Raw genomic sequence first — 23,403 nt, 5'->3', positions numbered from 1 at the left:
TTGCTGATCCAAGATTACACCACTTTGAGGTAAATAATTAGTTTAGCTAATCCGAAATGCCTATTCACGGTACAAATATTCATTCGTCAATCAGCGTTTTTACTACTACACTCGCGCTTCATTTTTATATCCTCAAGGCCTTATAAAACTCCAATTTATAGACCTAAATTATAGAGCTACAGCAATGCTACTAAGTGTTTTGTATATCATTGGCATCACGGCAGAAGCCATGACCGGCGCTCTCAGTGCTGGCAAACAAAAAATGGATTGGTTTGGTGTAATGTTGGTTGCAAGTGCAACGGCAATTGGCGGCGGTACAGTACGAGATATCTTACTCGGCCATTACCCTTTAGGTTGGGTTGAAAACCCACAATATCTGGCGATCACCTGTATCGCAGGTGTTATCACAACAGGACTGGCTAAATGGGTAATCAAGTTAAAAGGCTTGTTCATTCGTTTAGATGCTCTAGGTCTTATCGTGTTCAGCATCATTGGCACGAAGGTCGCGATGACCATGGGTCTGCACCCAATGATCTGTATGGTGTCTGCCTTGGTAACTGGCGTGTTTGGTGGTTTGTTGCGTGACCTTATCTGCCGTCAAACACCATTGGTTCTGCATGAAGAGCTATATGCATCTGTCGCACTTGTCGCTTCAGGTTTATACCTAGGTTTGCTTGAGCTTGGCATTAACGACGTAACCGCAACGATTGTTACGCTTGTGGTTGGTTACTTGCTGCGTATGGCGGCCGTACGATTCAAGTGGCGCTTACCTTCGTTTCAGCTTGACCCTGAAAGCTCGGTACACTAGCGCTTGCTAGTACTAAAATACGAAACGCTGCGCGTCATGCACTAAAATATAAAAAAAGGGGCAGCCTCATAATGAGACAGCCCCTTTTAGTATCTATAATTTCAATATTGAAAGAATAGATGCAAAATTAGATTTTTGGCGTTTCAGTTGTCACACCAAAGTTTTGACCGCGATGGCGTAGCAAGTGATCAAGCAGAACGATAGCCAGCATCGCTTCAGCAATAGGCACCGCACGGATACCAACACATGGATCGTGGCGACCTTTAGTGATTAACTGCGTTGCTTCACCGTCTTTAGTGATCGTGTCACCAGGAACGGTAATGCTTGATGTTGGTTTAAGCGCAATGCTTGCCACAATATCTTGACCAGTAGAAATGCCGCCTAAGATACCGCCAGCATGGTTGCTGCTGAAGCCTTCTGGAGTTAATGGATCACGGTGTTCACTACCACGTTGATTAACGACATCAAAGCCATCACCAATCTCAACACCTTTCACCGCATTAATGCTCATTAGAGCGTGAGCAATGTCAGCATCTAAACGATCAAATATTGGCTCACCAAGGCCTACAGGCACTTTAGTCGCAACCACTTGAATCTTCGCACCGATCGAGTTGCCTTCTTTTAGCAGGTCACGAATCAGTTGGTCAAACTCAGGAACTTTGTCGGCATCTGGGCAGAAAAACGCGTTGTTTTCGATCTCATTCCAATCCACTTTATCAATTGAGATATCACCCATTTGAGAGAGGTAAGCTTGGATTTCAATACCAAATTCTTGTTTCAGGTATTTCTTCGCAATTGCACCTGCCGCAACACGCATTGCAGTTTCACGAGCAGAAGAGCGACCGCCGCCACGGTAATCACGCACACCGTACTTTTGATGGTAGGTATAGTCAGCATGACCAGGACGGAATTTGTCTTTAATTTCGGAATAGTCTTTAGAGCGTTGGTCTGTATTTTCAATCAATAGACCAATAGAAGTGCCCGTAGTTTGGCCTTCAAATACACCTGATAAGATTTTCACTTCATCCGCTTCACGGCGAGCCGTTGTATAACGAGAAGTACCAGGGCGACGACGGTCCAAATCTCTTTGAAGGTCTGCTTCGGTAATTTCTAATCCTGGTGGGCACCCATCTACGATACATCCTAGTGCGATACCGTGACTTTCTCCGAACGTAGTCACGCGGAAATGTTGTCCGATACTGTTTCCTGCCATTACTTCCTCTAAATCAGCTATTGGCAGAAGGTTTGATTCTTAAACCGACTGGCTAATAGCTTTACTTGTCTATTCTTCGTGAATTCATAGTGGCTTTATTACCAAATGATGTAAACCCAAAAAACGAACAATTTTAACTTTATATTACATAAGTCGAATGAAACGAATAACAGAAGAAAATGAGTAACGCTTGAAAAGAAGTGTTTTATGATGTGTAAAATGCAAAAAACCCGACAACTCGGAGAGTTATCGGGTTTCTTTAAGTAATGGCACGCCCTGAAGGATTCGAACCTTCGACCACCTCCTTAGAAGGGAGGTGCTCTATCCAGCTGAGCTAAGGGCGCGCTACAGGAACGAATTATACGAATTCGAATCAGTAAAGCAACGGCTTTATGTAACATTCTGATCTAAGTGAGTAAAAAAAGGGCAACAAACATATAAGTGTTGAAAATTAAACCAAAGCAATCGTTTGCTTGATGGTAATCAAAAAGATTTTCTGGAATAATGCGCCAAAAACATCAGCCACTAACTTGAATATCAATACTAAGGAAATTCATGACTGCTCAAAATATTGATGGAAAGCTAATTTCTCAAACGGTTCGCTCTGAAGTAGCGGCACGTGTAAAGGCTCGTACAGAAGCTGGACTACGCGCTCCGGGCCTAGCGGTTGTTTTAGTGGGTGAAGACCCAGCATCTCAGGTTTACGTAGGAAGTAAGCGTAAAGCGTGTGAAGAAGTTGGCTTCGTTTCTAAATCTTACGATTTGCCAGCCACAGCGACAGAAAATGAACTACTAACATTGGTAGACCAACTGAACGAAGATCCGGAAATTGACGGTATTCTAGTTCAACTACCTTTGCCTGCTGGTATTGATACTACTCACGTTCTTGAGCGCATCACACCAGAAAAAGACGTTGATGGCTTCCACCCATACAACGTAGGTCGTTTGGCTCAACGTATGCCTAAGTTACGCTCTTGTACGCCTAAAGGCATCATCACGCTGCTTGACCGTTACAACATCGACTTACGTGGAAAACACGCGGTTGTGGTTGGCGCATCAAACATCGTAGGTCGCCCAATGACGCTAGAACTTCTTCTAGCAGGTTGTACGACAACAACATGTCACCGCTTCACCAAAGACCTTGAAGGTCATGTACGTCAGGCCGATGTTGTGGTGGTTGCCGTTGGTAAGCCTAACTTCATTCCTGGTGCTTGGATTAAGAAAGGTGCTGTTGTGGTCGATGTTGGTATCAACCGTTTAGAATCTGGCAAGCTCGTTGGCGACGTTGAATACGATGTGGCTAAAGAGAGTGCAAGCTTCATCACACCAGTACCGGGTGGTGTAGGTCCAATGACAGTAGCGAGCCTAATCGAGAATACAATGATCGCTTGTGAACAATTTCACTCAAAGTAACTCGCAGCGACAGTATGAATAAAATGAAAAAGCCGCAACGTGAAGAACGTTGCGGCTTTTTCTATGCTTTTCACTTTTGATACTAAGCTACTCACTTTTAATATAGAGCGACTCGCTACTTATCTGGAATATCGGTTTTTTCTGTCTGTTCAGAAGGTGGTAGTAAGCTAACGATCTCGCAATCGGTGGATGCTAGTTTTTCCAGGTCAGAACCTTGTGTCACTAAGCGGAAATCACCGTCGGTAATCACCCCAAGAGGAATCGCTTTAGGGTACAGAGCCTTAAACTCGTTGAGATCAAATGCTTCTGTTAAGCCTGTGCTCTTAATTTGGCTGCCTTGAGCCATTAGTGAATTCAATTTGGAATACGTCACCCCTTCAGAAAACAGACTTCTATTTCCATCGCGGTTCACTTGATGCCTTTCATGTTTATTCTCTGAGGATTCAAGCTCAAAGACTTTATTCTCTCCAAACTCGTCTTGATAGTGCATGCTAACTAACGGGTTGGTTTGACGATACGGCGATACAATCATCGCACGCCCTATTCCATCCAAATCAAGATTATTTTCAGCGTGGCTCGAAGCTGGATTACCAAAATAGACATTCAAGTTATCCATGCGCGCCAAGCGAATGCTTTCCCAGTTGGTATCGGCAAGCACACTGTTAATGTTATGTGTCGCCAGTACTTTGGCAAACTGCCGTGCAAAGTGAGTCGCACCAAAGAATACAACCCCTTGTGCCTTCTCCTGGGTCACACCTAACTTCCTTGCCCACCAACTGGCAGTGAGACTCTGAATCACAACCGTACCGATGATGACCAAAAACACCATTGGCACCAACAGGTCTGCGCCTTCGATTAATTGCTTTTCTTGAAGCTTGATTGCAAACAGAGAAGAAACTGCGGCAGCGACGATCCCGCGAGGCGCCATCCAACTCAAAAACCATTTATCTGCCGAGCTGAGATCCGTGCCGATCCCGCTGATCCACACACTCAGAGGACGAGCCACCAGCATAACGACCGCTAATAAGCCAATCCCCCCCCAACCTATCGAGAGGAAAGCCCCTGAATCAAGTCGACTCGCCAGTAAGATAAACAGTGCTGAGATAAGTAACACAGTTAAGGTCTCTTTGAACTCAATAATATCTTCGAGATCCAACCCTTTCACGTTAGCAAGCCAGATACCCATGATGGTCACGGTTAATAGACCAGACTCTTCACTCAGGTCATTAGAAAAAGAGAATGCCGCCAACATCAACGTCAGGACAGCCACGTTACGTAGATAATGCGGAAACCAGTGCCCTTGTAACATCTTAGCAATCAGGTGACCGCCAATACTGCCTAACCCCAAACCAATCGCTAGAGTCAGCCCCAAAGCTGAAAGTACATGCCCAGTAGGATCGGCAGAAGAGACAATGTATTCATAAACAAGAACAGCAAATAGAGCGCCGAGAGGATCAATAATAATCCCCTCCCATCGCAAGATACTGCCTAAAGAGGATTTGGGCTGAATACTACGTAGCATAGGTACAATTACCGTAGGGCCAGTGACAACCACCAATGCCCCAAACAGTGCCGCTAACGGCCAACTGAAATCGACAAAATAATAAGCCCCCATCACGATGCACGCCCATGTAATCAACATGCCGAAACTCACTAAGTGAGTCACCATCCGGCCATGGCCTCTGATTTCTTTGAAATTCAGAGTTAATGCACCTTCAAACAGAATGATAGCAACACCTAACGAAATCAGCGGAAATAGAACATCACCGAAAATAACATCGGGATTAAGGATAGTTAAACCGGGACCTAGCAACAGGCCAACGATAAGAAGAGGGAGAATCGCGGGAAGACGCAAACGCCAGCCAAGTAGCTGACAAGCTAAAGACAAAAGTCCAATTAACGCCAAAGAAGAAGTAATCGACAAATCCATTTGTGCCCCTAAAAATTTGAACCACACCCAGTGATACAAACCTATTTGCTGAAACAAGAAAGCCTACGTGATTAAACTATAGGCTCTCTTTTTCGTGCTAACCGAATATTATTGCGATTAATCAGTCACTTTACTATAGGGGAAATAAAGTGACTGACTCATCCATTCGGTACTTATCATCTAGCTACAGAGAAAGTACCACACCAGCAATCGCTGCACTCATTAAGTTAGCAAGCACACCCGCACAAATCGCTTTAAAACCGTATTGTGAGATGAAAGAACGACGCTCTGGAACTAAACTGCCCAAACCACCGATCAGAATCGCCATGGTAGAAATGTTAGCAAAACCACATAAAGCAAAAGTCACGATCGCTTGTGAGTGTTCGCTCAATGCATCTTTTACGTCCATTAGCTGAATGAAAGCCACGAACTCGTTCACGACAATCTTGTTACCGATCAGTGAACCTGCAACCACAGCCTCTGACCATGGCACACCAATCAGCCATGCAACAGGAGCGAACACATAACCTAGGATAAGTTCGAAGCTTAGATTTACGCCAAACCAGTCACCAGCCATGCCCAGTAAGCCATTTAGCATTGCTATCACACTGATAAAGGCAAGTAGTGTTGCGCCCACTGCAACAGCAATGCGAAGTCCAGACATAGCCCCATCTGCCATTGCCTCAACGACGTTTGTTGCTCGTGGAATTTCAACGTCAGACTCAATATTTTCTTGAGCCTCATCTGCGTTACCTGGTACCAAAATCTTGGCCATCAATAGACCAGCAGGCGCTGACATAAATGCCGCAGCGATCAGGTAGTTCAAATCAACACCAAGCGATGCATAGCCAACTAACGTGCCACCAGCCACTGAAGCCAAACCACATACCATCACCGCAAACAGCTGTGAGTCTGTCATGTGTTTTAGATAAGGTTTGACCACCAATGGTGCTTCGATCATGCCAACAAAGATGTTTGCCGTCGCAGACAGTGACTCCGCGCGGCCTGTACCTAGGAACTTTTGCAAAGCGCCGCCGATGAGGTTGATCACCTTTGGCATAAAGCCGATGTGGTACAAACCTGAAATCAATGCAGAGAAAAAGATAATGATGCCCAAAACATTAATCGCAAAAACGAATCCACTATTGGTAAGGCCACCAAAAAGGAAGTTTATCCCTTCTTGACCGTAATTGATTAAGCTAGACACCGCGCCTGTGGCTGCATTCAATACTTCTTTGCCCATTGGAACATACAGTACCAATAGCGCGAATGTAACTTGCAGTAAGAAAGCTAGAGAAACCGTTCTCAGCGGGATATTTTTTCTGTCCGTAGATAGTAACCAAGCGGCAACTAAAATAGTGATAATTCCAAGTAGGGAAGCCATGTGCGTCAACCTAAAAGTTGTAGATAGGAAAGGCGACGCATTGTATAGAGGAAATCGTTTGCGGCAAGGTGCGATTGTTAACGTGATGTTGGGGTAATCAATTCGGAGCAATGGAATTAATTAAATCATTGAATTTTAATAAATAACTTTGATTAAAAAGCATACTTTTTCCATATGGAAATTATATTTATAGATTTAGAAAAAGTTAGCGATGTAATTCAACGCAGGTTTTAAGGTTTTCATCCCAATAGGTCGGTGATCCGATATGGTCTTTAATAAATTCAATCACCGCGGAAAGCTTCTTCGGCATATTCTTGCGGCTAGGGTATACGGCATAGAAAGGCATCAACTGGCTCGCTCGCCATTCCGGTAAAACTTGGATGAGCTTGCCCGTTCTAAACTCTTCCTTCACTAAATATGTGGCTAGATAAGCTACGCCCCACCCTGAAACTGCGGCATCCCGTACTGCTTCAGCCAAATCCACAGAATAGTCGCCTGCTACTTTAACACTGAGATTCTCTTGCCCGTTATCAAACGCCCATGATGTGTAGTCTCGTTCACGACTGCGATAGATAAGGCAGTTATGCTCAATAAGGTCAGAAGGCACGTGTGGGGTCCCTGATTTAATCAGATAATCCGGTGATGCGGCCACCACAAACTGGCTGTCTGCCAAACGCTGCGCAATGTAACCTTCGGGTAGATCTTCATTATTGGTGATCCAGAGATCCAGACGCTCTTCAATCATATCCACTTTGTAATCGAACAAGTGGACCTCGATTCTCAACTGAGGATAAAGCTGTCTGAGTTGATCAATCGCGGGAATGATATGCAGTGTGCCAAATGACTGTGACAAGCCGACTCTCAATATTCCAGAAATATCATCTCGTTGGCTGTCCATATCCATTTGAGCCGCTTTGACAGTATTGAACAGCTGCTCACAGTGCTGATAGAACACTTCCCCAGCTTCGGTCAGCGTTAGGCTACGTGTGGTTCTTTGTACCAGCTTGATACCTATCGAATCTTCGAGCAAAGCAACTTGCTTACTGATGTGAGACACCGACACATTCAAACTTTTTGCAGCACTGGTAAAGCCTTCATGCTTGATTAACGCATGGAATATCACCATCTGTGCGGCTCTATCTGTTAGCACAAGGCCACCTTCTTAAATCTCTGAAATATAAAATCGGATAAAACAAAAAGGACTCCGAAGAGTCCTTTAGTTCGTTCGGCCTATACTAGGCTAAATGCTATTCAAGGCGACCTTAGGTCGATTAATCAAACTTAATTCTGTCTGCTAGGTGGCTAACTGCTAACGCAAAGTAGTAAGAACGATTCCACTTCATTAACACATTGTAGTTGTTGTAAATGAGGTACGAACGACCAGTTTCATCATCAGGCATAATCAGCCAAGCTTTGATGTCTTCGTCTAGCTTAGGTAGCGCGCGACCATCGAAACGCGTAATACCGAGTTCAGACCACTCTTTTAAGTACTTCGCTTTGTCTTCGTCTCGACCTTGCATCTCAATAGACACGGTTGATGGAACGTGAACCTGACGCCCCCAAGTATATTTGTCATCCCAACCCGATTGGCTGAGATAATTAGCCGCCGAAGCAAACACATCTTCTTCAGTACCCCAAATATCTTTCTTGCCATCACCACTGCCATCAGCGGCGTAAGCTAAAAATGAGCTTGGCATAAACTGAGGTTGACCCATAGCACCAGCCCAAGAGCCTTTCATGTCTTTGGGTGCTATATGTCCTTGGTCGAGAATCGTTAGTGCGGCCATAGCTTCTTTACGGAAGAAAGCTTCTCTGCGTCCTTCATAAGCCATGGTCGTCAATGCATCGATAACGCTGTAATTCCCCGTGAACTTACCAAAATTACTCTCTACGCCCCATAACGCGACAATGAACCTTGGTTGAACGCCATACTCATCGCCAATACGCTTTAACGCTTGGTAATGCTCTTTATAAAGCGCTCGCGCCTGCTTCACTTTCCAATCTGGCACTGCTCTTGGAATGTACTCATCCAGAGTCAGTTTTTTCTCAGGCTGATTTTTGTCGGCTTTCACGGCTCTTGGCTTAAACGTCACACCATCAAAGGCTTCTTCAATGATCGCTTCGGAAATGCCTTCTTCACGGCCTTGTTGCTTTAGTTTTTCTACATATTGCTCAAAGCTCAACTCTTCAGCTTGTACTGAGCTAATGGCCAAGCTATTACCCAATAATAACGCCGACACTGCCAATATGGTTTTTGAAAATTTACTCAACGATCACTCCTCCCTGAATTGAGGTGGCTATCACTCTTCGTCTTGAACTTTTTGTTGCGATTTACGCTCTTTATGAAGCTCAAGCTCATTAACCGGTGGTGGCGGAACCTGCAAAAAGAAACCATCGGTATTCAGTGACTCTCTCACTTTATCGATGTTCACTTGAGCCAGTTTACGACCATCCATTTTAATTACCATTACAAAACTAGGTTTACCAAACATTTGCATCAATGCGTCAGGAACTTGTGAGAAATCATCCTTCTTAGGGATATAAAGGTATGTTCCTTCTTTCTTTGAACTTTTATATATAGAACACAGCATGACAAACCTTTTTTAATTGTTTATGACTACAAAACTCTCACTTGCGAGATCAATAGTTTATGTTGGGGAAATATTGAGAACAAAACGTTCATTTGACAACAAGATTACTTGCTGTGCTTGGTTTGGGAATATAACATGATAAACCTAGTTTCAGGCAATGCCCTTTATTTTATTGATAAAGAAATTGTACCCATTCGCTATTGAGGTCCTGTAGTTTTTCGATGTCTAGTAACCCAGATCTAAAAGGTAGCAGTTTTACGCTATCTGTATTGCACTTATCCGATGATCAAGTCGAAAATGCAGTGTCTTTTCTTCAAGAGAAGGTAGACCAAGCACCTACGTTTTTCGCTGCTGCGCCCGTTGTTATCAACATCAGTAAAGTCGCAGGCGATATCGACTTTATTCGACTGAAAAGCGGTATCTCTCAAGCGGGCATGATCCCGGTTGGCGTGGCTGGCTGTTCTGATAAGCGTATGCAAAACCTAGCGAAAGAAGCTGGCTTTGCTGTTATGACAGCAAGCAAGTCTCCCTCTCAAGCTCCGGCGAAAATGGCTCCGATAAAAGTGGTGAGAACACCGATTCGTTCAGGCCAACAGGTGTATGCAAAAGATGGCGATCTATTAATCCTAAGTCATGTAAGCGCCGGAGCAGAAGTGATAGCCGATGGCAGCATCCATATTCATGGCACTTTACGAGGCCGTGCTATTGCAGGTGCAAGTGGTCAAACTGAAGCAAAAATAATTTGTAATGATTTACAAGCCGAGCTGGTTTCCATTGCTGGAAATTACTGGCTCAGCGATCAAATTGATAGCGAGTACTGGCAGAAGAAAACCATGTTCAGTATGGCAAACGATGTATTAAACGTTGATGTCCTCGCAATATAAGAGAAATAAAAGGAAAACAGAATGGCACGCATTATCGTTGTAACGTCAGGTAAAGGCGGGGTAGGCAAAACAACCTCCAGTGCAGCTATAGCCTCGGGTTTGGCTTTAAAAGGAAAGAAAACCGCAGTTATCGACTTTGATATCGGTCTGCGTAACCTAGATTTAATCATGGGTTGTGAGCGTCGTGTTGTTTACGACTTCGTTAACGTTATCAATGGTGAAGCGACGCTGAACCAAGCGATGATCAAAGACAAGCGCACGGAAAACCTGTTCATTCTTCCTGCGTCTCAAACTCGTGATAAAGACGCACTGACGAAAGATGGTGTTCGTCGTGTATTTGATGAACTGGATGAAATGGGCTTTGATTTCATCATCTGTGATTCTCCGGCAGGTATCGAGCAAGGTGCTCTGATGGCGTTGTACTTCGCTGACGAAGCGATTGTTACGACTAACCCAGAAGTTTCTTCTGTACGCGATTCAGACCGTATTCTAGGTATTCTTGACTCTAAATCTCGTCGTTCAGAAGACGGCTTAGAGCCAGTGAAAACGCACCTTTTACTGACTCGCTACAACCCAGCACGTGTGACTCAAGGTGAGATGCTAAGTGTAGAAGACGTTGAAGAAATTCTGCACATATCTCTACTGGGTGTAATTCCAGAGAGCCAAGCGGTATTGAACGCATCGAACAAAGGTGTGCCCGTTATCTTTGACGAAGCAACCGATGCAGGCATGGCTTACAATGATACTGTAGAACGACTACTGGGTAACCAAGTAGACTTCCGTTTCTTAACGGAGCAGAAGAAAGGCATCTTCAAAAGACTGTTCGGGGGCTAATACGCAATGTCATTATTAGAGTTTTTTAGACCACAGAAAAAGACAACCGCAAACCTAGCCAAAGAGCGTTTGCAGATCATTGTTGCAGAGCGACGTAGCCATGACGACCCAGCACCGTCATACTTACCACAACTAAAAGAAGACATCTTGAAGTGTATTGCAAAGTACGTTGAGGTGGATCCTTCAATGGTTGATCTAACGTTCGAACACAAAGATGACGACATTTCAGTATTAGAGCTGAATGTTAAACTTCCAGAAGAAGATCGATAAGTAGAGCTAGAGCCGTGCTTATCAATACTCAATAAAAAAGAGAGCCTAGGCTCTCTTTTTTGTATCTACATTTATAGTTGTAGTTCGCTTAAACTTGGGAGCAATAAACGGTTATTTGATCGCTTTGTTAAGCTTCTCGCCAACCACTTCTAAACGCCAGCCTTGCATAACATCAGGCAATTTCTCAGGGTTACGGTCATGTTTCCAAACCCAGCTCAACACTTGATTTAGTTGCTTCTTGGATGCTAAAAATTCCGTTGCTAAACCACTGTGTTGCGATGCCGTTTTCACTTCGTCTTTCAACACTTTGAATACTTGCTTGTAGCCTGGATAGTCCATTAAGCGTTCTACTGGTGCTGGGTACTCTTCTTCTGGAGTATGCTCAGCTAACTTAACGATTGAACTGATTTTAGCACCATGGCGACGTACAGAGCGGTAATCAAAACCTTCTTGCTCCATTTGCTTGGGATCTTTCATCGAAAAACGCGCCACGGCCCACAAGTCTTGCTCTTTGAATACAAAGTTCAACGCTAAATCGCGCTTAATCGCTTCTTTTAAACGCCAAGTTGCAAGGGGTCTTAAGATAGCAAGCTGCTTAGGCTTTAACTGCCACGCACCCTTAATATCAAGGTAAGCGCTGTCAGGGTTTGCTTTACGGATACGCTTAGCCACTTGTAAATCAGACTCTTGTTGAGCCGCTTCCCACCAGCCTGCTTCCATCACTTTTTCTAGAAGCTTGTTGTACATAGGCATTAGGTAATGAACGTCTGCCGCAGCATAGTCGAGCTGTTTTTGAGAAAGCGGACGAGCTAGCCAATCAGTGCGAGATTCACTCTTGTCTAAATCAACACCGACAAACTCTGAAACCAAGGCAGCAAAGCCAGTTGATAAGCCATGACCTAAAAAAGCCGCCATGATCTGAGTATCGACCATTGGAGTTGGCGTGCAACCAAATGCGTTCTGGAATACTTCTAAATCTTCACCGCAAGCATGCAGCACTTTTAGGACAGAAGCATCTTTTAACAACCCTACAAACGGTGTCATTTCACCAAGAGCAATAGGGTCAATCAGTGACAGCGTTTCACCATCAAATAACTGAATCAAGCCTAATTGAGGGTAATAGGTTCTTGTACGAACAAACTCCGTATCAAGCATAACGACATCGGCTTCACGTGCTTGTTGGCAAACTCGCTCAAGGTCTTTCAATTGGGTAATGATTTGATAATCCACAAAAACTCTCACTGGTTTTACTTTGATCGCCGGATACAAAAATGCCGACATTAACTGTCGGCATTCTAACACCATTTTTCGGCGCTCGCTTAGATTAAGCACTTCGATGGTTTCTGGTGCGATGGTTACTCGAAAATTAGCTCGTTACTCGCTTGCGCGTTTAGCAAGCTCAGCATCATTCTCTTCACGTAATACACGGCGCAAAATCTTACCGACATTGGTTTTCGGTAACTCTTCACGGAACTCAATCAATTTAGGGATCTTGTAGCCAGTTAGGTGTTCACGACAGTGCGCGATAATGTCTTCTTTGGTTAGGCTAGGATCACGTTTTACCACGTAAATCTTAACCAGCTCACCAGACACCTCATGAGGTTGGCCGATAGCCGCTACTTCTAACACTTTACCATGCAGAGCCACTACGTCTTCAATCTCGTTCGGGTAGACGTTAAATCCAGACACAAGAATCATGTCTTTCTTACGGTCAACGATGTATAGCAAGCCTTCTTCGTCAAACTTAACGATGTCACCTGTCGATAACCAACCGTCTTGATCGATCACCTCTTTGGTCGCTTCTGGGCGTTGCCAGTAACCTTGCATCACTTGAGGACCACGAACTTGCAATTCACCCACTTGATCATTGGCAATTACTTTACCTTCATCATCAATAATACGAACTTCCGTCGATGGTACAGGCAAGCCGATTGCACCCGTGTAGTCTTTCAAGTCATAAGGATTACCCGTAACCAAAGGAGCACACTCGGTTAAACCATAACCTTCCAGCAAGTGAATACCTGTCACTTTCTTCCATTGTTCAGCAACAGCACGTTGAACCGCCATACCGCCACCAACAGACAAGCGTAAGTTACTGAAATCTAGCTCGTGGAAATCTTCGTTGTTTACTAGTGCATTGAACAGCGTGTTTACGCCTGTAATCGCAGTAAATGGGACCTTTTGTAGCTCTTTGATGAAACCAGGAATATCGCGAGGGTTAGTAATAAGCAGGTTTCGACCACCCATCTCAACAAACAATAAACAGTTCACAGTCAGCGCGAATACGTGGTATAGCGGCAAAGCTGTTACCACCAGTTCTCGGCCTTCTTGCAATACAGGGCCGTATGCCCCTTTCGCTTGAAGTACGTTCGCAATCATATTGCGATGCGTTAGGATTGCGCCTTTCGCTACGCCCGTTGTGCCACCCGTGTACTGTAGGAACGCGATGTCATCACCCGCCATAAACGGCTTCACATATTGCAGACGACGGCCTTTGTGCAGCGCTTTTCGAAACGAGATAGCACCCGGCAGATCATACTTAGGTACCATACCTTTTACGTATTTCACAACGAAGTCGACAATTGTTCCTTTAGCACGCGGCAGCATTTGCCCTAGACTGGTTAGAACAACGTGTTTAACTGGAGTGTTGTCCACCACTTTTTCTAGCGTACTCGCAAAGTTAGATACGATCACAATCGCCTTTGCACCAGAATCGTTCAGTTGATGTTCAAGTTCACGAGGCGTATACAGCGGGTTGACGTTCACTGCAATCATACCTGCACGCAATACACCAAAGAGTGCAATTGGGTATTGCAGCAGGTTTGGCATCATAAGTGCGACACGATCGCCTTTCTTCAGTTTCAGATCATTCTGCAGGTAAGCAGCAAAAGCACGACTGCGCTCTTCAAGCTTACGGAATGTCATGATAGACCCCATGTTCTCGAATGCCGGTTGGTCTGCGTACTTCTGTACCGACTGTTCGAACATTTCAATAAGAGATGGGTACTGATCTGGGTTGATCGTTTCTGGTACGTCACTTGGATAACGTGAAAGCCAAGGTTTATCCACGATGTTACTCCTCGTTTATCAGCTGACGACTGCTCGCCGCTATTTATCATTGCGGTATTACAGCACAGCTTTAGTGCATGAGCACTAAAAGGCTCAAACACTTGTTTAAATTTTGTTAACTACACCAAGAATTAGCTCTGAAACTAGCTCTGGGCTCTCTAAATGACAATGATGTCCGCCAGGAATAGTCTCTATATGCAGAGAACTATGGGCTGATTTGTAGCGATTATGCTGCAAATGTCGGAATCCATCATTCCCTAAAACTATTAATTGAGGGCATTCAATAGCCGCCATGATCACTTCAGCATGCGTCTGTGACATACGATACAACGAGTCACATTTTAGGTTAGGGTCGCATCGCCATTGCCAAGAGTTCTCGAACTCGGCAATACCTCGCTCAACAATAGGAGCAATAAGTTCTGCTTTAATTTGATTGGCGTGAACTCTCAGCTTAATAGCATCCTCAAGGCTTGCTAGAGGACGTGAAGGCTTTCTTCGCTGTCGAAGACGACTGAGTACCCCTTCCCTCAAGCGAGAGACTGTTTCGTGGGGAGCTTCTGAAAGAGGTCCGTGACCTTCAATTTGAATTAATCCTGACACCTTTTCAGGAAAGGCGGCACTATAGCAACTTGCGATCAATGCACCAAGTGAATGTCCTACTAGTACCAGTCTGTTTGGCGATAATTTAGTCACCAACTGATGCAAATCATCGATATAGTCGTGAAATGGGTAGTAACTGCCTGACTTATGAGATGAAAAGCCATGACCAAAGAGGTCAATCGCAACCAGATGAGAATTTGGTGAAAGTACTTGTAGATTCGATATAACAGAAGAAAAGCTCGCTGAGTTATCAAGCCACCCATGAATAAAAACGACCGTCGTTGCGGTCGTTTTTGGGTTACCAATCTGCTGTGTTGCAAGTGTTCCACTTGCAAGGGAGTATGACTTTTCAATCATATACGGTTTGTTTTCCCTGTTTTGATGTATCCATAAATCTTAACCAACTCTGCCTATTCGACGTCTTTAATTACGCGGCCTTGTCTTGGCATCGTTTGGAAACTACGACAATGTAAGCTGCGACATGAATAATAGGTAGGAGCAAAGTCGTTCACAACCACTCTCTCTGTAATTTGCCACAAGCGTTGGTTATATACATTCATGACTGGGAAGGTATAAGGATAATCACCAATGGTGCTATCTTCTGAGCCATTTGATGTGCCAACTAAAGTAACCAATCGGCCTTCAGCAAAGCTCAATGGTTCAACATAACCATCAATGTACGCAACAAAACGCCCTTTTGGCTCGGCATCTAGATCAGGTTTCCCGTTACTTGAGATCGCCATATTAACCACTTCAACACGCGTCTTATCTTTCAAATTAGTTACTTTGGCAATCACACCACCTAAGCGAACATCGCCCGCATCCGGTAGGGTGTTTACCCATTCCTGATAATTGGTAACCACTTGTTCTGAGTTTGCATTAAGTTCTTTTGGAAGCGATGAGCACCCCATCACCATCGAAGAGAAAGCAACAAGGAAAAATAAGCGAGATTTAGAAATGAGAGAAAACATAATGCTGGTCCTTGGAACAGGAGAAATAAGAGCGCAAAGCTAGATATAAATATCGACCCCAATAAGCTTCGCAAGTTCCTCTTTTTTAGCTTGATTCATCACATCCATATACTCTTCCATCGCACGTCGTCCACGTCCTTCAGGAAGATCATATTGAACCTGAGCTTTGTGAATCTCAGATTCTTTAACTTGGCGAATCGAATGCGAGACAGCATTCGCGACCCTAGTTGGCTGACCAACTGAGGTTTTTGCATCGCCTTTTTTTACCTCATTCTTTTTATTGGTTCGATTGGTTTTGGATGTATTGCCTATCGAAGAAGGAGGTAAGCCGTTTATTGAAACCATGCTTGAAGAGTTTTATACCTGACTTTAGTGATCTGACTTTAGTGATCTGAATTATGAGTTTATCATGGCTCTACAAGATATGTTGCAGAGCCAAACAGTACCTATTTACTCACGACCTGGCAGCTTTTTCCACGTCACTTTATCACGAAGATAAACAGGCTCAGACTCTTCTGCTGCAACCGCTTTACCGTCTGCGTAAGCAAACTGAGCAAGGAACGCCATATCTTGAGCTTCTGGGAACAGCACTTCACACGCTTTGGTGTTGATCGCTAGTGTGTCCATATGCTCTGCATACGCTTCCCACCCTGTACCGACTTTTGCCCATGTCTCAGAATCCGCTTCAAGCTGCGCAGCTAATTCGCTTGGTGGTGTAACACACTCAGCATCAACTGCAGTCCAACGACCATCTTGTTCACGGCTGTAACGAGCCCAGTACACTTCACTCATGCGAGCATCAATCGCTGTTGCTACGTGCGTTTCACCAAATTTACGGTAGCTGCCCTGCGCCATCGCTGCCAATGTAGACACACCGATCATCGGTAAATCAGCACCAAAAGCCAAGCCTTGAGCAATACCGATACCAATACGCACACCCGTGAAACTGCCTGGGCCTTGGCCAAACGCGATTGCGTCGATATCGGTTAAAGCGACATTCGCTTCTTTCAGTACTTCATCAACCATAGGTAGAATTTTTTTCGTATGATCTCGAGGAGCCTCTTCGCTACGTACGAACACCTGGTCACCCATTACTAGTGCAACTGAACAGTTTTCAGTTGCGGTATCTACTGCAAGAATTTTCGCGCTCATTCGTGTCTCAAATATTCGTTATCTAATCTAAAAATAATGGCTAAGCTCAACAATGCTAATTACTCAGCAGCGGTTGAATGGTCTTTAGCTAAGAATTCTTTAATAATCCCTAAGTCACGGGTACGTGGGATAGGCGGTAAACTCGCCAAAAATATGCCACCGTAATCGCGAGTCACCAAGCGGTTATCGCAAATAATCAAAGCGCCATTGTCGCGTTTATCACGTATCAAACGGCCAACACCTTGTTTCAAGGTAATTACAGCGTCTGGCAACTGCACCTGTGCAAAAGGATCACCCCCTTTTAACTTACAGTCTTCGATTCGAGCCTTTAATAAAGGATCATCAGGGGCTGTAAAGGGCAATTTATCGATGATAACACAGCTTAATGCGTCGCCCCTAACATCTATCCCTTCCCAGAAAGCGCCAGTGGCTACCAGCAATGCGTTACCTAATTCCATGAATTCGGCTAAGGTTTTTTGTTTACTTGTCTCACCTTGTAGCAGGACTGGAACCGAGAGCGTTTCACGGAATCTTTCGCCTAGCTCTTTCATCATGCTGTGAGAGGTACACAAGAAGAAACAGCGACCTTGGTTTTGCTCAATCACAGGGGTCAACATTCTTACTAGCTTATCCGCTAAGCCGGGACTATTTGGTTCGGGAAGATAGCGAGGCACACACAAACGCGCCTGATTTGGATAGTCAAACGGGCTTGGCAGTGAAAACTGTGCTGACGGTTTTAACCCGAGTCGAGAGGTGAAATGGTCGAAATCGTCCGACACAGCCAAAGTTGCTGAGGTAAACACCCATGCTCCCGGTTTAAGCTCGATTTGTTCGTGGAATTTATCCGCGACCGACAATGGTGTGATGTGTAAAGCAAAGTGGCGTGGCGTGGTGTCATACCAATAGGAATAACCGGTAATCGACACATCACATACACGTTCGATACGCGACTTAATCATCGTTGCACGCTCAAAAGCCGTATCTAATAACTGACTTCGCCCCAGTGCCAATTTCAATACATCGACCGCAAGCTGCAACGCATCTTGTAAACGTACTAGCTCTCTTGCAATCGACTCTGACTTCAATGCTTCACGCCAGTTACCACGAAAGCCGGTATCACCGAGTACGATACGCAGATCAGCTGACGATTGAACGAGTCTATCCCCTACTTTCTGCAGCTGACGCATGTCTTTGGCTTCAGTTCGGTAAGCGATTTCAATGTCTTTGGCTAGCTCCTGGATCTGTCGACTAGAAACCGATTGCCCGAAATACTGACTGGCGATATCAGGAAGTTGGTGCGCTTCATCGAAAATAAACACATCGGCTTCAGGTATCAGTTCACCAAATCCGGTTTCTTTAATCGCTAAATCCGCTAAGAACAAGTGGTGGTTCACTACAACAACATCAGAGTCCATCGCTTTTTTACGCGCCTTAAGCACGAAGCAATCAGTGTAGCTTGGGCACTCTTTACCTAAGCAGTTATCATTAGTTGAGGTAATAGTCGGGATAACAGGGCTGTCTTCAGCGATATCATCACAATCACCCAAATCACCCGTCTGAGTGGATGACGACCAACTACGAACTTTTACCAATTGCGCTAGTAGTGTTGGATCAGTATGAGTGCCATGACTCTCTATCATTTGGCGGCTCAACCTATCCAAACATAAATAGTTTGAACGACCTTTCAGCAAAGCAACCTGACCATAAAAACCAAGCGCATCGACCATCAATGGTAAGTCACGATGAAATAGCTGTTCTTGAAGGTTTTTTGACCCCGTACTAATAATGGTTTTCTTACCACTAAGCAGTGCCGGTACTAGATAAGCAAACGTCTTACCGGTACCCGTCCCTGCCTCAACAACTAATTGGCTTTGTTGTTGAATTGCTTGTGAGACCGCTTCAGCCATGTCTAACTGAGCTTGTCGTGGTTGAAACCCTGGAATCGCTTTACCCAGAGCACCATCAGCAGAAAACGTTTTAGATATCATAGAGTACGAGGCTTGGAAAAATAGAAGGCGAATTATGTCAGGTTTAGTGAGCCGGTGCGAATCAAGAATGACTTCGCGCCGGAGGTATTTGGTTTCGTTTGATTTGGTTTAAGCGACCTAATAGGTAACGACCAGAGAAGTAGTAATCAAAGAATCGTTTTCATTTTCGGCTAAGATAACGCGACAACCAAGAAGCACCTTCGAAATGGTTATCACAAGGTTGGATGGCTTTTACTGCATCGAATGGTGAAGTCTTACTTTCCCACATTTCATCTAGAATATTACCGTCTAACTCGGTACCTCTCACCAATGAATTCACTCGCTTGCAGTACAATTTTTTTGCTAGTAACTCTTTATCCATAAGTATCACCTCTATTTTTACCGCGGCAAGAATTACCTCGGTTGAAGTTCAAATGCGTACTAAGGTCAAAACTATAAAAACTAAGCTTCTGCCTTTATTACTATCTAAAAACGGATATTTCTACATAAAGCAATTGTTCAAACCGATAAATGAACAGCAGAATTTGTTGAAACCAACTCGATAATAGATTAATTATAACGGTTATATTGCGGCTCAGTTCACCGTTCGGCGGCCTGCATTTAATTTGAATAATAAAAATATTTCATGGAAGTAAGATGCAAATGGAAAGAAAAACGTTACTCACACACTGTACTGACGCCCCTGGCCTCATCTCAAAGATCACCAACATTTGTTACAAGCACCAACTCAATATTATCCACAACAATGAATTTGTAGATAATACAAGTGGTCACTTTTTCATGCGTACCGAGTTAGAAGGGTATTTCAATGATGAAACTCTGCTTGCTGATTTAGACCAAGCTCTACCAGAAAACACAAAACGTAAACTTGTAGATTCGTCTCGCAAACGTGTTGTTATCTTGGTGACAAAAGAAGCACACTGCCTTGGCGATATTCTGATGAAAAATTTCGATGGTAGCTTAGATGTTGATATCGCGGCCGTTGTCGGTAACTACGATACGCTACAAAGCCTAACTGAACGTTTTGACATCCCATATCACCATGTTTCTCATGAAGGGCTAAATCGCCAAGAGCATGAGAAGAAGATGCTTGAAGTTATTGATCAATATGAGGCGGATTACCTTGTACTTGCGAAGTACATGCGTGTGTTGACTCCGGGATTTGTTGAAAAATACAACCATAAGATAATCAACATTCACCACAGCTTCTTGCCAGCTTTCATTGGTGCTAAGCCATACCAACAAGCCTACGAGCGTGGTGTTAAGATCATTGGTGCTACGGCGCACTTTGTAACGAACGATCTCGATGAAGGTCCAATCATTAAGCAAGATGTTATCCCTGTGGATCACAACTTCAGCGCGAAAGACATGGCACAAGCTGGTCGTGACGTAGAAAAGAATGTATTGAGCAAAGCCTTGAACAAAGTGGTCAACGATCATGTATTTGTTTATGGTAACAAAACAGTGATTCTGTAAGCCGAATATTAATTAGCTTCCCAATCAGAAATAAAAACGCGCAATAGGGTTAACCCCATTGCGCGTTTTTTGTATCTAAATCTCAGGTTGGCTTAAGATATTCCCAGTAAATCCCTACTCAAATTCAGCTTGTTCAGACTCAACAATCTTCTTCAAAGTGTGTGGATGCAGCTTGATGCAAATCCCTTGATGCTTGAATGCAACGGTTGGGTTATTCAAACGTTCACCCTCGCCTTTCGGACTAGAGAGTTTTACCTTAACACCGTGCTCCGACAAAGTGTCAAAGTTAGCAGCAAACAGCGGGTAGGTTTCTTTAAGATCCGCTAAATACTCATCGGCGGTTTGCGCGTGAGAAGGAATCACAAACTCTACGTGCTCCCAATCTTGGCTAGGGTAGCTCTTGCCTTCCGCAGGATATGGCAGCTCTAAGCATTCAATTCTCCAGCCTAGGCTTTGTAATGGCTCATCAAAAGCCAACACCACAATGGGACGACCGTTGATCATAGCTTCTGAAATCGTCGAACCATATTCAGACCATGCATGATGCGCAGATTTTGCTAATTCAGTTTTATTGATTCGAAGCGCAATATGATCCGCTTGAGCAAAGCTTAAATCTAAACCTAAGATATTTCCTAGGTTCTCGATTTTTGCCATAAAGGTATCAAGGCGTGCGATCATTTGTTGTGGTTCTAGTTCAGCTTGCTTCAGGCTCATCGTCATCGTCTATATTCTCCAAATAATGGCTGCATGTTATCAGTTTTGCTTCCATCAACAAGCCTTGCTTTGCCAAAAAACACTCAGCGAAGTACGCTAACTCAGCTTCCCAAACAGACAAACTCAGACGGGTAAAAGTCGATTGTCAAAAACCCCTAAGTAAATGTTAATTTTCTATCAATTCGACCTATAAGAAACCTTACAAAATTGGTATGATTACCGCCATTTCTGTGAACTTAAACAGAGTCTGCTGTTCATTTCGGCATTAAATCGTTAACTAGAAGCATAATTAACCAATTTAGTGACCATGAAATAATGGCCACTCTTATCATCCTTGAATTGAAGGAAACGCGTGTGAATATCCAAGCACTTATTAATGACAAAGTATCTCAGGCTCTAGAAGCCGCTGGCGCACCTGCAGGCTCTCCTGCTGCTGTTCGCCAATCTGCAAAACCACAGTTTGGTGATTACCAAGCAAACGGCGTTATGGGCGTTGCTAAACGACTAGGCACTAACCCACGAGAATTTGCTCAAAAAGTATTGGACGTTCTAAACCTAGACGGTATCGCTTCAAAAGTTGAAATCGCTGGTCCGGGTTTCCTAAACATCTTCCTAGATGAAGCTTTCCTAGCAAAACAAGCAGATGCAGCGTTGGCTGATTCTCGTCTTGGTGTTGCAGTAGCAGAAACACAAACCATTGTTGCAGATTACTCTGCGCCAAACGTAGCAAAAGAAATGCACGTTGGTCACCTACGTTCAACCATCATCGGTGATGCGGTTGTTCGTACTCTAGAATTCTTAGGTCACAACGTTATCCGTGCTAACCACATCGGTGACTGGGGAACTCAATTCGGTATGCTGATCGCAAACCTTGAGCGCGTTCAGGCTGAATCTGGTGAAGTTTCAATGGAACTTGCTGACCTTGAAGGCTTCTACCGTGAATCTAAAAAGCTTTACGACGAAGACGAAGAGTTCGCAGTTAAAGCTCGTGGCTACGTAGTGAAACTGCAAAGCGGCGATGAGTTCTGCGCAGAGATGTGGAAGAAGCTAGTTGACGTTACTATGATTCAAAACCAACGTAACTACGACCGTCTAAACGTATCTCTTACTCGTGATGACGTAATGGGCGAAAGTATGTACAACAACATGCTACCAACTATCGTTGCAGATCTGAAAGAGCAAGGTCTTGCTAAAGAAGATGATGGTGCACAAGTTGTATTCCTAGACGAATACAAAAACAAAGATGGCGACCCAATGGGCGTTATCATCCAGAAACGTGATGGCGGCTTCCTTTACACAACAACCGATATTGCTTGTGCAAAATACCGTTTTGAAGAGTTAGGCGCTGATCGTGTTCTTTACTTCATCGACTCGCGTCAACACCAACACTTAATGCAAGCTTGGACTATCGTTCGCAAAGCTGGCTACATCCCAGAGTCTGTTTCTCTTGAGCACCACGCGTTCGGCATGATGCTAGGTAAAGATGGTAAGCCATTCAAGACTCGAGCAGGCGGTACTGTTCGTCTTGCAGATCTTCTTGATGAAGCAGAAGTTCGTGCAGCACAGCTAATCGAATCTAAGAACCCAGAACTAGCGGAAGAAGAAAAAGCAACAATTGCTAACACAGTTGCAATGGCAGCGGTTAAGTACGCAGACCTTTCTAAGCACCGTACTACTGACTACGTATTTGATTGGGACAACATGCTTGCATTTGAAGGCAACACAGCACCGTACATGCAGTACGCATACACTCGTGTTGCTTCAATCTTTGCTAAAGCTGGCATTTCTATGGACTCTCTTGAAGGTGAAATCAAAGTCACTGAAGAGAAAGAGAAAGCACTTATCGCAAAACTTCTACAATTTGAAGAAGCGGTACAGTCTGTTGCTCGCGAAGGTCAGCCACACATCATGTGTAGCTACCTATTCGAACTTGCTGGTCAATTCTCTAGCTTCTACGAAGCATGCCCTATCCTTGTGGCTGAAGATGAAACCGTTAAGCAAAGCCGCCTGAAGCTTGCTGCACTGACAGCTAAGACTATCAAGCAAGGTCTGTCGCTTCTTGGTATTGAAACTCTAGAGCGTATGTAATTCCGTTCGGGTTACAAT

The 23,403-nt window shown here is 44.2% G+C and carries 22 protein-coding genes and 1 tRNA gene; 7 read left to right on the top strand and 16 right to left on the bottom strand.

Features of this window, described 5'->3' with window-relative positions; genetic code table 11:
• Window positions 1-184 precede the first annotated feature (184 nt).
• The gene (locus SJY39_RS05945) at window positions 185-808 is read left to right on the top strand and encodes a trimeric intracellular cation channel family protein (RefSeq protein ID WP_004734183.1); all 624 of its coding nucleotides are present in this window, start codon (window positions 185-187) and stop codon (window positions 806-808) included.
• A 127-nt stretch (window positions 809-935) separates the two neighbouring features.
• Here the strand turns inward: SJY39_RS05945 and aroC are convergent, their stop codons facing one another.
• Both aroC and SJY39_RS05935 read right to left on the bottom strand, forming a co-directional pair.
• Complete coding sequence (gene aroC, locus SJY39_RS05940; protein WP_010436870.1) at window positions 936-2,021, bottom strand: chorismate synthase; 1,086 nt, start codon at window positions 2,019-2,021, stop codon at window positions 936-938.
• Window positions 2,022-2,288: 267 nt separating this feature from the next.
• Window positions 2,289-2,365: transfer RNA gene (locus SJY39_RS05935), tRNA-Arg, on the bottom strand.
• A 211-nt stretch (window positions 2,366-2,576) separates the two neighbouring features.
• Between SJY39_RS05935 and folD the strand changes: the two genes are divergently transcribed.
• Window positions 2,577-3,434 carry a bifunctional methylenetetrahydrofolate dehydrogenase/methenyltetrahydrofolate cyclohydrolase FolD gene (folD, locus tag SJY39_RS05930; protein WP_010436868.1) on the top strand — a complete coding sequence of 286 codons (858 nt, stop codon included), beginning with the start codon at window positions 2,577-2,579 and terminating at the stop codon, window positions 3,432-3,434.
• 115 nt (window positions 3,435-3,549) lie between these two features.
• On the opposite strand, the gene SJY39_RS05925 is transcribed toward folD, so the two are convergent.
• The 5 genes from SJY39_RS05925 to SJY39_RS05905 form a co-directional block, all read right to left on the bottom strand.
• Window positions 3,550-5,364, bottom strand: a complete 1,815-nt coding sequence (locus SJY39_RS05925) for a cation:proton antiporter (protein ID WP_371960964.1) — start codon at window positions 5,362-5,364, stop codon at window positions 3,550-3,552.
• Between the two features lie 184 nt (window positions 5,365-5,548).
• A complete protein-coding gene (locus SJY39_RS05920; RefSeq protein ID WP_102337057.1) occupies window positions 5,549-6,748 on the bottom strand; it encodes a NupC/NupG family nucleoside CNT transporter in 1,200 nt (399 codons plus the stop codon).
• Window positions 6,749-6,953: 205 nt separating this feature from the next.
• A complete protein-coding gene (locus tag SJY39_RS05915; protein ID WP_016767502.1) occupies window positions 6,954-7,874 on the bottom strand; it encodes a LysR family transcriptional regulator in 921 nt (306 codons plus the stop codon).
• Between the two features lie 145 nt (window positions 7,875-8,019).
• Window positions 8,020-9,018 carry a lytic transglycosylase domain-containing protein gene (locus SJY39_RS05910; protein WP_016767501.1) on the bottom strand — a complete coding sequence of 333 codons (999 nt, stop codon included), beginning with the start codon at window positions 9,016-9,018 and terminating at the stop codon, window positions 8,020-8,022.
• Between the two features lie 30 nt (window positions 9,019-9,048).
• Window positions 9,049-9,339, bottom strand: coding sequence for a YcgL domain-containing protein (locus tag SJY39_RS05905; protein WP_010436854.1), 291 nt, complete (start codon window positions 9,337-9,339; stop codon window positions 9,049-9,051).
• A gap of 221 nt (window positions 9,340-9,560) precedes the next feature.
• Here SJY39_RS05905 and minC point away from each other — a divergent pair, with 221 nt between their 5' ends.
• The 3 genes from minC to minE are packed head-to-tail and all read left to right on the top strand — an operon-like array spanning window position 9,561 to window position 11,327.
• Complete coding sequence (gene minC, locus SJY39_RS05900) at window positions 9,561-10,223, top strand: septum site-determining protein MinC (RefSeq protein WP_010436851.1); 663 nt, start codon at window positions 9,561-9,563, stop codon at window positions 10,221-10,223.
• 21 nt (window positions 10,224-10,244) lie between these two features.
• Window positions 10,245-11,057, top strand: coding sequence for a septum site-determining protein MinD (minD, locus tag SJY39_RS05895; protein ID WP_010436849.1), 813 nt, complete (start codon window positions 10,245-10,247; stop codon window positions 11,055-11,057).
• Window positions 11,058-11,063: 6 nt separating this feature from the next.
• Window positions 11,064-11,327 (top strand): cell division topological specificity factor MinE, encoded by a 264-nt coding sequence (gene minE, locus SJY39_RS05890; protein WP_010436847.1) that lies wholly within the window; start codon window positions 11,064-11,066, stop codon window positions 11,325-11,327.
• A gap of 111 nt (window positions 11,328-11,438) precedes the next feature.
• On the opposite strand, the gene rnd is transcribed toward minE, so the two are convergent.
• The 8 genes from rnd to SJY39_RS05850 form a co-directional block, all read right to left on the bottom strand.
• Window positions 11,439-12,557 (bottom strand): ribonuclease D, encoded by a 1,119-nt coding sequence (rnd, locus tag SJY39_RS05885; RefSeq protein ID WP_010436844.1) that lies wholly within the window; start codon window positions 12,555-12,557, stop codon window positions 11,439-11,441.
• A gap of 144 nt (window positions 12,558-12,701) precedes the next feature.
• Window positions 12,702-14,396, bottom strand: a complete 1,695-nt coding sequence (gene fadD / locus SJY39_RS05880; protein ID WP_010436843.1) for a long-chain-fatty-acid--CoA ligase FadD — start codon at window positions 14,394-14,396, stop codon at window positions 12,702-12,704.
• A 105-nt stretch (window positions 14,397-14,501) separates the two neighbouring features.
• On the bottom strand, window positions 14,502-15,353 hold the full coding sequence (locus SJY39_RS05875) for an alpha/beta fold hydrolase (protein WP_010436841.1): 852 nt from the start codon (window positions 15,351-15,353) through the stop codon (window positions 14,502-14,504).
• 53 nt (window positions 15,354-15,406) lie between these two features.
• Window positions 15,407-15,967, bottom strand: coding sequence for a Slp family lipoprotein (locus SJY39_RS05870; protein WP_010436838.1), 561 nt, complete (start codon window positions 15,965-15,967; stop codon window positions 15,407-15,409).
• 39 nt (window positions 15,968-16,006) lie between these two features.
• Complete coding sequence (locus tag SJY39_RS05865) at window positions 16,007-16,312, bottom strand: hypothetical protein (protein ID WP_010436836.1); 306 nt, start codon at window positions 16,310-16,312, stop codon at window positions 16,007-16,009.
• Window positions 16,313-16,417: 105 nt separating this feature from the next.
• On the bottom strand, window positions 16,418-17,119 hold the full coding sequence (tsaB, locus tag SJY39_RS05860; protein WP_010436833.1) for a tRNA (adenosine(37)-N6)-threonylcarbamoyltransferase complex dimerization subunit type 1 TsaB: 702 nt from the start codon (window positions 17,117-17,119) through the stop codon (window positions 16,418-16,420).
• Between the two features lie 59 nt (window positions 17,120-17,178).
• Window positions 17,179-19,107 carry an ATP-dependent DNA helicase gene (locus SJY39_RS05855; RefSeq protein ID WP_016767494.1) on the bottom strand — a complete coding sequence of 643 codons (1,929 nt, stop codon included), beginning with the start codon at window positions 19,105-19,107 and terminating at the stop codon, window positions 17,179-17,181.
• A 160-nt stretch (window positions 19,108-19,267) separates the two neighbouring features.
• Window positions 19,268-19,468: a hypothetical protein gene (locus SJY39_RS05850; protein ID WP_010436827.1), complete on the bottom strand. Its 201-nt coding sequence runs from the start codon at window positions 19,466-19,468 to the stop codon at window positions 19,268-19,270.
• A 281-nt stretch (window positions 19,469-19,749) separates the two neighbouring features.
• Here SJY39_RS05850 and purU point away from each other — a divergent pair, with 281 nt between their 5' ends.
• The gene (purU, locus tag SJY39_RS05845) at window positions 19,750-20,583 is read left to right on the top strand and encodes a formyltetrahydrofolate deformylase (protein ID WP_010436824.1); all 834 of its coding nucleotides are present in this window, start codon (window positions 19,750-19,752) and stop codon (window positions 20,581-20,583) included.
• Window positions 20,584-20,697: 114 nt separating this feature from the next.
• Here the strand turns inward: purU and SJY39_RS05840 are convergent, their stop codons facing one another.
• On the bottom strand, window positions 20,698-21,303 hold the full coding sequence (locus SJY39_RS05840) for a VOC family protein (RefSeq protein ID WP_010436821.1): 606 nt from the start codon (window positions 21,301-21,303) through the stop codon (window positions 20,698-20,700).
• A 348-nt stretch (window positions 21,304-21,651) separates the two neighbouring features.
• Between SJY39_RS05840 and argS the strand changes: the two genes are divergently transcribed.
• Window positions 21,652-23,385 carry an arginine--tRNA ligase gene (gene argS, locus SJY39_RS05835; RefSeq protein WP_010436816.1) on the top strand — a complete coding sequence of 578 codons (1,734 nt, stop codon included), beginning with the start codon at window positions 21,652-21,654 and terminating at the stop codon, window positions 23,383-23,385.
• The last annotated feature ends 18 nt before the right edge of the window (window positions 23,386-23,403 follow it).

The sequence above is a fragment of the Vibrio sp. R78045 genome (assembly GCF_042466085.1).
In the GTDB taxonomy this organism is placed as follows: Bacteria; Pseudomonadota; Gammaproteobacteria; order Enterobacterales; family Vibrionaceae; genus Vibrio; species Vibrio cyclitrophicus.
This window is presented reverse-complemented; position numbering and strand designations above follow the sequence as displayed.

Excerpts from the sequence above, each read along its gene's own strand:
- SJY39_RS05915 (WP_016767502.1), bottom strand. The coding sequence starts at position 7,874 with ATGGTGATATTCCATGCGTTAATCAAGCATGAAGGCTTTACCAGTGCT.
- purU (WP_010436824.1), top strand. The coding sequence starts at position 19,750 with ATGGAAAGAAAAACGTTACTCACACACTGTACTGACGCCCCTGGCCTC.
- SJY39_RS05920 (WP_102337057.1), bottom strand. The coding sequence starts at position 6,748 with ATGGCTTCCCTACTTGGAATTATCACTATTTTAGTTGCCGCTTGGTTA.
- minD (WP_010436849.1), top strand. The coding sequence starts at position 10,245 with ATGGCACGCATTATCGTTGTAACGTCAGGTAAAGGCGGGGTAGGCAAA.
- SJY39_RS05850 (WP_010436827.1), bottom strand. The coding sequence starts at position 19,468 with ATGGATAAAGAGTTACTAGCAAAAAAATTGTACTGCAAGCGAGTGAAT.
- minE (WP_010436847.1), top strand. The coding sequence starts at position 11,064 with ATGTCATTATTAGAGTTTTTTAGACCACAGAAAAAGACAACCGCAAAC.
- SJY39_RS05865 (WP_010436836.1), bottom strand. The coding sequence starts at position 16,312 with ATGGTTTCAATAAACGGCTTACCTCCTTCTTCGATAGGCAATACATCC.
- SJY39_RS05840 (WP_010436821.1), bottom strand. The coding sequence starts at position 21,303 with ATGACGATGAGCCTGAAGCAAGCTGAACTAGAACCACAACAAATGATC.
- tsaB (WP_010436833.1), bottom strand. The coding sequence starts at position 17,119 with ATGAGCGCGAAAATTCTTGCAGTAGATACCGCAACTGAAAACTGTTCA.
- SJY39_RS05855 (WP_016767494.1), bottom strand. The coding sequence starts at position 19,107 with ATGATATCTAAAACGTTTTCTGCTGATGGTGCTCTGGGTAAAGCGATT.
- SJY39_RS05925 (WP_371960964.1), bottom strand. The coding sequence starts at position 5,364 with ATGGATTTGTCGATTACTTCTTCTTTGGCGTTAATTGGACTTTTGTCT.
- SJY39_RS05905 (WP_010436854.1), bottom strand. The coding sequence starts at position 9,339 with ATGCTGTGTTCTATATATAAAAGTTCAAAGAAAGAAGGAACATACCTT.
- SJY39_RS05875 (WP_010436841.1), bottom strand. The coding sequence starts at position 15,353 with ATGATTGAAAAGTCATACTCCCTTGCAAGTGGAACACTTGCAACACAG.
- aroC (WP_010436870.1), bottom strand. The coding sequence starts at position 2,021 with ATGGCAGGAAACAGTATCGGACAACATTTCCGCGTGACTACGTTCGGA.
- SJY39_RS05870 (WP_010436838.1), bottom strand. The coding sequence starts at position 15,967 with ATGTTTTCTCTCATTTCTAAATCTCGCTTATTTTTCCTTGTTGCTTTC.
- folD (WP_010436868.1), top strand. The coding sequence starts at position 2,577 with ATGACTGCTCAAAATATTGATGGAAAGCTAATTTCTCAAACGGTTCGC.
- SJY39_RS05945 (WP_004734183.1), top strand. The coding sequence starts at position 185 with ATGCTACTAAGTGTTTTGTATATCATTGGCATCACGGCAGAAGCCATG.
- minC (WP_010436851.1), top strand. The coding sequence starts at position 9,561 with ATGTCTAGTAACCCAGATCTAAAAGGTAGCAGTTTTACGCTATCTGTA.